This window comes from Nostoc sp. CHAB 5715 (assembly GCF_020829685.1).
Taxonomy (GTDB): domain Bacteria; phylum Cyanobacteriota; class Cyanobacteriia; order Cyanobacteriales; family Nostocaceae; genus Nostoc.
Window position 1 is genome coordinate 1 of the sequence record NZ_JAIVFR010000369.1, and the last position, 6,634, is coordinate 6,634.

Genomic DNA, 6,634 nt, shown 5'->3' on the forward strand with positions numbered 1-6,634 from the left:
TTATCATAACTCCTGGCTCTTAACTTTTAACTCCTAACTCCTAACTCCCTACTCCCTACTCCCTACTCCCTACTCCCTACTCCCTACTCCCTACTCCCTACTCCCCATTATTTCCAGTTGATCCAATCTTGAGGCTTAAGGAAAGTTTCATACAACTCGGCTTCGGGTGTATTGGGTTCTGGTTGATAGCCGTATTCCCAGCGCACTAAGGGCGGTAGGGACATGAGAATTGATTCTGTGCGTCCGTTGGTTTGTAGACCAAAAATGGTGCCTCGGTCATAAACCAAGTTAAATTCTACATACCGTCCCCGGCGGTAGAGTTGAAAATTCCGTTGGCGATCGCCATATTCTATCCCATGTCGCCGTTCTACAATTGGTACGTAGGCTGGTAAAAATGCTCTGCCACAGTCTTGCACAAAGGCAAACAAATCTTCCCAATTGCGGGTTGCTGGTGTTCCCACCTGGTTGCTATAAATAGCCGCTTCTCCATTGGGATTTGGACCACGATATAAAGCACCCTGACCATCTTGGTAATCAAAAAACAGACCACCTACACCCCGTGTCTCATCACGATGCTTCAGGTAAAAATATTCATCACACCACCGCTTAAACACTGGGTAATACTCTGGGTGGTGTTTGTCACAAGCCTGTTTTAACGTTTTATGTAAATGTGCCGCATCTTCAGCAAAGGGATAATAAGGTGTCAAGTCAAGACCACCACCAAACCACCACACTGGCCCCGCTTCAAAGTAGCGATAATTTAGATGAACTGTTGGCACGTAAGGATTGTGAGGATGTAATACCATTGAAGTACCCGTGGCATAAAAGCCATGCCCTGCGGCTTCAGGGCGTTGGGTTAAAATTGAGGCTGGCAAATGGGAACCCCAAACTTCAGAAAAATTTACACCAGCTTGTTCAAATATTGCACCTTCTCGCAGCACGCGCGATCGCCCTCCGCCTCCTTCTGGGCGTTCCCAACTATCTTCATGAAACTTAGCCACACCATCTAGTTTTGCCAATGCTTCGGTAATTTCGTCTTGCAGTTGTTTCATAAACTGACTGACTCTAGTCTGAGCGTCAGGTGCTGGCAAAGACTTGGATGATGCTGATACAGTTGGTGTTTGCGAGTTGGTCAACATAGATTCCCGAACCTAAAAAATTACAATTTCCAGAAAGCCACAAATTTCTTATCTTAAAATTTGGGGGAAACACGCACCAAAAATCAAGCTCTATTTGCCCAACCCGCTTTTTCTTACTGGTTAAGCATTTATACGATTGATGGGCATCACTAGAGTTATTTTCCCTCAAATGCGTATAGGCTTGTATATTGACTGAGTTTTTTTTGAAATTCTTAATTGGAACATTCTGGTATAAACACTAGACTTTAGTCGTAATCTTGAATTATCAAGGGTTTAACTGCCTACTCAAAACTTCTTTGCCATATTGCTTATGTTATCTGTTAGCGTCTGTAACGAATACAGGCTTGCTATGTTTAGGGCATTTCTGAGAAAGTTTTAATTTAGGCAGGACTTAGGCAAACAATAGTCGAAAAGAATGATTTTCTTCTTAGGGCAATTCATGAGTTACCCCTGAGCGCGTATAGTTTTGCATAAGTCCTATTAGGGCTTGAGTGTAGTTGTCCACAATACCAGAGTTACCAGAAAGTGTCTAGCGAGGAGGATTAGGAAAATGCAAGGTTGGTTATCCAAATTCATCCACCGCAAACGTCGTCGGTTTTGCGCTTCTCTGGTGCGGACGTATCGAGAGATAAGTTCTGCTTCTGTAGATGAACTGTGGCAAAAAGTCGCTGACTTAACAGATGTTTCCTGGCATCCACTACTTAAGAGTACTAACGTGCCCTACGGATTAGTACCCAAGCCAGGATTGATTTATCATGCTGTAACACGCTTTTGGCCGATTCCCATCAGAATTTTTGTGGAGCGCGTCAATCACAAAGAGATGCTGAGTATCCGAGTGATGGCGATTCCGGGAATAGAGGAACGGGTGACTTATCAAGTAGAGTCAACGGTTTGTGGTACTTGTTTGTTTTATTCTGTAACGCTACGGGGTTGGTTATCGCCCCTAATTTGGTCTTTATCCCGTCCTTATGCAGACCGCGTAGCCCGGTCTTTAGTAGAAGCAGTAGAAAAGACAGCATTGCCAACGGTATCTGGTAAGAAAAAATCCCTTAATGACAGTTGTTTTGATTTTTAGGTACTGGGGACTGGGAGATGAGGGGGATGAGGGGGATGAGGGAGATGAGGGGGATGAGGGGGATGAGGGGGATGAGGGGGATGAGGAAGAATTTTTGACTAATGCCCAATGCCCAATGCCCCATGCCCAATGCTCAATGCTCAATCTCCAATGCCCAAAGAAAGTTAAGATTCTATTAGGTAATAATGCAATTTGCTAAGTTTTATTACGGCATTGACAGTGAAAACACTAAGCTGACCTGACTGAAGAAAGCATTCAGTTAATAGCTAAGATGTTTGCCACAAGTGTATTTATTCATTTTGAATTTTGAATTTTTATGTACGATGTCCTCGATTCTCGCTCTGTCTTAGAAGTGTTGCGACCAGTGGAAGACCCAGAACTCCGCAAAAGTCTGGTGGAACTGAATATGATTCGCAACGTGAAAATTGACGGTGGCAAGGTTAGTTTCACTTTGGTGTTAACCACTCCTGCCTGTCCTTTACGTGAATTTATTGTCGAAGATTGTCAGAAAGCTGTCAAAAAACTCCCAGGCGTTACAGATGTCAGCATAGAAGTGACGGCAGAAACACCGCAACAAAAAAGTTTACCCGATGCCTCCGGCGGGCTAAACCAACGCACTGGTATTTCTGGGGTGAAAAATATCATTGCTGTTTCCAGTGGTAAAGGTGGCGTTGGTAAAAGTACAGTGGCGGTGAATGTAGCAGTGGCTCTAGCGCAAACTGGGGCGAAAGTTGGTTTGCTAGATGCTGATATTTACGGGCCCAATGACCCCACCATGCTGGGGCTGGCTGATGCCCAAATTACTGTACGTTCCAGTGAAACAGGTGACATCCTAGAACCTGCTTTTAATCACGGCGTTAAATTAGTTTCAATGGGCTTTTTGATTGACCGAGATCAGCCAGTAATTTGGCGGGGGCCTATGCTCAATGGTGTAATTCGCCAGTTTCTCTATCAAGTGCAATGGGGAGAACTGGACTATTTGATTGTAGATATGCCACCGGGAACCGGAGATGCTCAGTTAACTTTAACCCAAGCAGTGCCAATGGCAGGGGCGGTAATTGTCACCACGCCGCAAAATGTAGCCCTGTTAGATTCTCGCAAGGGACTGCGGATGTTCCAACAGATGAATGTCCCGGTATTAGGGATTGTGGAAAATATGAGCTATTTTATACCCCCCGATCAACCGGATAAGCAGTATGACATATTTGGTTCCGGTGGTGGCTCAAAAACAGCCGCCGAATTGGGAGTGCCATTATTGGGGTGCGTACCGCTAGAGATTTCCACACGAGTTGGTGGTGATAGTGGTGTGCCAATAGTTGTTGGTGATCCAGATTCAGCTTCAGCAAAAGCATTAACAGCGATCGCTCTTACCATTGCTGGTAAAGTATCAGTTGCTGCCCTGACATAATTAAGGTTATAGCTTGGGAATACTTGGGAATGGGGAGTGGGGAGTGGGGAGTGGGGAGTGGGGAGATGAGGGAGCAGGGGGAGCAGGGGAGGCAGGGGGAGCAGGGGAGGATGAGGGAGATGAGGAAGACAAGGCGAATAACCAATGCCCAATGCCCCATGCCCAATGCCCAATGCCCAATGCCCCATACTTCGACTTCGCTCAGTACAAGTGCCCCATGCCCCATGCCCAATTCCCAATTCCCAACAATTAAAGCTAAAGTCTAAACTTACACAATGTTGTTAAAACGATCGCTCCCCAAAATTCGTTGGAGGTCTTGGGTTAAGCCCTGGCAGTATGTAGATTGGCTACTATTTTGTTTGCCAATTGTTGTCAGTATCTTTGGCGGCCTCATGATTCTCAGTACGGAACTGAAGCAGCCAGTAACTGACTGGTGGTGGCACTGGATGGTAGCGGGTATCGGCGTGCTTATAGCGCTGTTTTTAGCTCGCATCCGTTATGAAATCTTGATGCAGTGGCACTGGGTAACTTATGCGCTAACGAACTTTAGCTTAATCGCCGTGATGATTGCTGGTACTAGTGCTAAAGGGGCACAGAGGTGGATTAGTATCGCAGGCTTTAACGTGCAACCCTCAGAATTTGCCAAAATCGGCATGATCATCACCTTAGCAGCTTTACTACATAGGCGTACTGCTTCCACCCTCGAAGGTGTTTTCCGGGTTCTGGCAATCACCGCTATACCTTGGGGATTAGTATTTTTGCAGCCAGATTTAGCAACATCACTGGTATTTGGTGCGATCGTCTTAGGAATGCTTTACTGGGCAAATGCTAACCCAGGCTGGTTAATTCTGATGATTTCTCCTGTGGTTGCCGCAATTTTGTTTAGTATATCTTGGCCTTTATCAGAGCCAGTAGTTTTATTCAAAGAACTATCTTTTGGCCCATTAGGAATAGTTTGGTCATTTGCGATGGCTATTGTGGGCTGGCAAACTCTTCTCTGGCGTCGATTTGGTTTGAGTGCTATCGGTGCGTGGACTCTCAATATACTGGGTGGCGAATTAGGAGTCTTCGCTTGGAACCATGTTTTGAAAGAGTATCAAAAAGACCGGCTAACCGTATTCATGAACCCCGATCACGATCCACTCGGTGCTGGATATCACTTAATCCAATCTCGTATTGCTATTGGTGCTGGTGAAATTTGGGGATGGGGTCTGTTTAAGGGGCCAATGACGCAACTGAATTTCGTACCTGAACAGCATACAGACTTTATTTTTTCCGCAGTGGGGGAAGAATTCGGTTTTGTTGGTTGTTTGGTAGTGCTGTTTGCCTTCTGCTTAATTTGCTTCCGTCTACTGCATGTTGCCCAACCCGCCAAAGATAACTTTGGTTCCTTGTTGGCTATTGGCGTTTTGTCCATGATTGTGTTTCAGTTGATTGTCAACGTAGGCATGACAGTTGGTTTAGCGCCTGTCGCAGGCATTCCTTTACCTTGGATGAGTTACGGGCGTTCTGCTATGCTGACCAACTTCATTTCCTTGGGAATAGTAGAATCAGTAGCAAATTTTCGCCAAAGACAGAAGTATTATTGATTCGTCATTTCTCGTTGGTCATTGGTCATTTGTCCTTTTTCCTTTGCTAATGACCAATGACTAATAAGAAGTATTAAGCTATTAAAAGGAAACAAGCGAGGCTAAAAACATGATTCTGCCTGGAGCAACTGTTCGCGTCAACAATCCCGCAGATACCTATTATCGCTCCGAAGGACTCGTGCAACGGGTGAGTGATGGCAAAGTAGCCGTATTATTTGAAGGTGGTAACTGGGATAAATTAATTACCTTCCGCCTGAGCGAATTGGAACTCGTAGAAACCACAGCCGGACGTAAAAAAGCCAAATAATATTAGTCATTAGTCATTAGTCCTTTGTCGTTTGGCAAAAACTAATACTTCTCTTCTTAGGCTGCGCCAGAGGCAAAGCTCAGTACAAGTGACTAATGACCAATGACTAATGACTAATGACTAAATTACTATGCGCCTCCCCCTACCACAGTTTGCTACTGGCGATCGCCATCCCAATCACATTGCGGAGGTGATTGAGACTACTAGTACTGAGTTTTTAGCTCAGTGTTTGGAACCACCAGATTTGAGCTTTCCCTCTATGCCACCCTTTGGTAGTTGGGTCTGTTCTGTAGATGAAGAATCGGGCAATCAAGTTTATGCTGTAATATATTATGCCACAAGTATGCCCATAGATTCCGTACATCGGGCTAGAGCTTTGGGGTTATCTTTGCAAGACTTACGCGAAGAACAACCCCAGATATTTGCCATGCTCAGAACAGAATTCCGGGCTGCGATCGTAGGATTTGAGCAATCTTCCCAGAATCGAGGTTATAACCAAAGAATATATCAGTATCTACCACCCCGTCCCCCGCAAATTCATCAAGCTGTTTATCGGTGCGAACCAGAAGCAATCATTAAATTTACTGAAGAACTAGATTTTTTGCGGACACTCCTTTGTGTTAACGGTGCGCCAGTAGAGTCTTTGACCGCAGCTGCCATTCGAGATATATACCAGTTACGCAAAGCTGACCGAGAATGGCTAATTAAAGCTGGACGTAGCTTGAGTGTGCTACTTAAAGACGACTACGATCGCTTGCGGTTCATTTTGAGTCAAATCCATCCGTAGGTAGTTAGTTCTCAGACAATTGCCTAGTTAGTGTAAGTTAATATATTCATTTGATTTTTCCTCAGGTGGCTTCTCCATTTATTTATATAGATTAAGCGATCGCCCCAAGGTAATTGCAGTTTTACCATAGCCCCTTCAATTCCTACCTATGGAACTCATATCACAAGTTCTTGCTCTGGAACCAACTTCCCAAGTTCTTGGCAAAGAACCAATTGTTCCCTTTGCTATTTTGCTGGTGGTTATCTTAGTTATACCGATCGTGTTTGAGCGGCTAAGATTACCAGGATTAGTGGGTTTGGTTTTTTCAGGGCTACTACCTACGGATGGAT

At 44.9% G+C, this 6,634-nt stretch carries 9 protein-coding genes; 8 read left to right on the forward strand and 1 reads right to left on the reverse strand.

Annotated features, from left to right (window positions below):
* Window positions 1-107 precede the first annotated feature (107 nt).
* Window positions 108-1,139 (reverse strand): oxygen-dependent coproporphyrinogen oxidase, encoded by a 1,032-nt coding sequence (gene hemF / locus LC574_RS20260; RefSeq protein ID WP_229455210.1) that lies wholly within the window; start codon window positions 1,137-1,139, stop codon window positions 108-110.
* 550 nt (window positions 1,140-1,689) lie between these two features.
* On the opposite strand from hemF, the gene LC574_RS20265 reads away from it, so the two are divergent.
* From LC574_RS20265 to LC574_RS20300, 8 genes are all read left to right on the forward strand, one after another.
* Window positions 1,690-2,214 carry an SRPBCC family protein gene (locus LC574_RS20265; protein ID WP_229455211.1) on the forward strand — a complete coding sequence of 175 codons (525 nt, stop codon included), beginning with the start codon at window positions 1,690-1,692 and terminating at the stop codon, window positions 2,212-2,214.
* Window positions 2,192-2,413 (forward strand): hypothetical protein, encoded by a 222-nt coding sequence (locus LC574_RS20270; protein ID WP_229455213.1) that lies wholly within the window; start codon window positions 2,192-2,194, stop codon window positions 2,411-2,413. Before LC574_RS20265 ends, LC574_RS20270 begins: the two co-directional genes overlap by 23 nt.
* A 117-nt stretch (window positions 2,414-2,530) precedes the next feature.
* A complete protein-coding gene (locus LC574_RS20275; protein WP_229455215.1) occupies window positions 2,531-3,622 on the forward strand; it encodes an Mrp/NBP35 family ATP-binding protein in 1,092 nt (363 codons plus the stop codon).
* A gap of 43 nt (window positions 3,623-3,665) precedes the next feature.
* Window positions 3,666-3,875, forward strand: a complete 210-nt coding sequence (locus LC574_RS20280; RefSeq protein WP_229455216.1) for a hypothetical protein — start codon at window positions 3,666-3,668, stop codon at window positions 3,873-3,875.
* A gap of 22 nt (window positions 3,876-3,897) precedes the next feature.
* The gene (rodA, locus tag LC574_RS20285; RefSeq protein ID WP_229455218.1) at window positions 3,898-5,211 is read left to right on the forward strand and encodes a rod shape-determining protein RodA; all 1,314 of its coding nucleotides are present in this window, start codon (window positions 3,898-3,900) and stop codon (window positions 5,209-5,211) included.
* 109 nt (window positions 5,212-5,320) lie between these two features.
* Window positions 5,321-5,518 carry an NAD(P)H dehydrogenase subunit NdhS gene (locus LC574_RS20290; protein ID WP_229455222.1) on the forward strand — a complete coding sequence of 66 codons (198 nt, stop codon included), beginning with the start codon at window positions 5,321-5,323 and terminating at the stop codon, window positions 5,516-5,518.
* A gap of 130 nt (window positions 5,519-5,648) precedes the next feature.
* Window positions 5,649-6,305: an HAS-barrel domain-containing protein gene (locus LC574_RS20295; RefSeq protein ID WP_229455224.1), complete on the forward strand. Its 657-nt coding sequence runs from the start codon at window positions 5,649-5,651 to the stop codon at window positions 6,303-6,305.
* Window positions 6,306-6,453: 148 nt separating this feature from the next.
* The coding region (locus LC574_RS20300) for a hypothetical protein (RefSeq protein WP_229455225.1) at window positions 6,454-6,634 on the forward strand (181 nt) is incomplete at its 3' end.